This is a genomic window from Streptomyces sp. AC627_RSS907 (assembly GCF_019049165.1).
On record NZ_JAGMUE010001496.1, the window covers coordinates 1 to 614 of the forward strand.

General features: G+C 69.5%; 1 protein-coding gene. It reads right to left on the minus strand.

What is annotated here, in order from left to right; all coding sequences use genetic code 11:
- Positions 1-614: sigma-E factor regulatory protein RseB domain-containing protein (locus KUM32_RS42645; RefSeq protein ID WP_302185280.1), on the minus strand; the 614-nt coding region annotated here is incomplete at both ends.

A 614-nucleotide genomic window follows, 5' to 3' on the forward strand; every position in this document is an offset into this window, starting at 1 on the left:
GCGTGAACTTGAGCGGGACACCGTTGTCCGCGTCCACGGCGATCCGGATGGAGCCGACCGTGGTGTCGCCCTTCGGGGTCAGCTTGAGCTGGTACGCGTCGCGACCGGCGATCTTCGCCGTGCCGTCCACCGTGACGGACGTGGTCTTGTCCGCCCCGGCCAGGACCTGCTTGGCCAGCTCCTGCGGAGTGGCGTCGGTCAGGTCCTTCGGCAGCCGCTCCTCGTGCTTGCCCTTGCCGTGGGAACGCTCCTGCTGGGGAGCGGTGGCGTGGTAGACCGAGTTGCTGCCGCTGTCGTACGCCCAGACCTGGTCACCGTTGCGGATCAGGCTGTACTCGGCGGCGTCCTCGATGATCGAGACGCGCTGCTTCTCCGGGCCGTCCGCCGCGATGCGCAGGGTGTGCGAGCCCGCCGCCAGCTCGGTGAGCTTGGACAGCGGCGCCGCGGACGCCTCGTCGCCGTCCTCGCCACCGTGCTGGCCGCCGCCCATTCCACCCAGCGACGAGCCGGCCGAGAGGCCGGGAATGCCCAGGTCAGTGCTGATCTTCACCGAGCCGGAAAGCTGCTGCGTGTCCGACGCGGCGATCTTGGCTATCAGTTCCTCTGCCGTGACC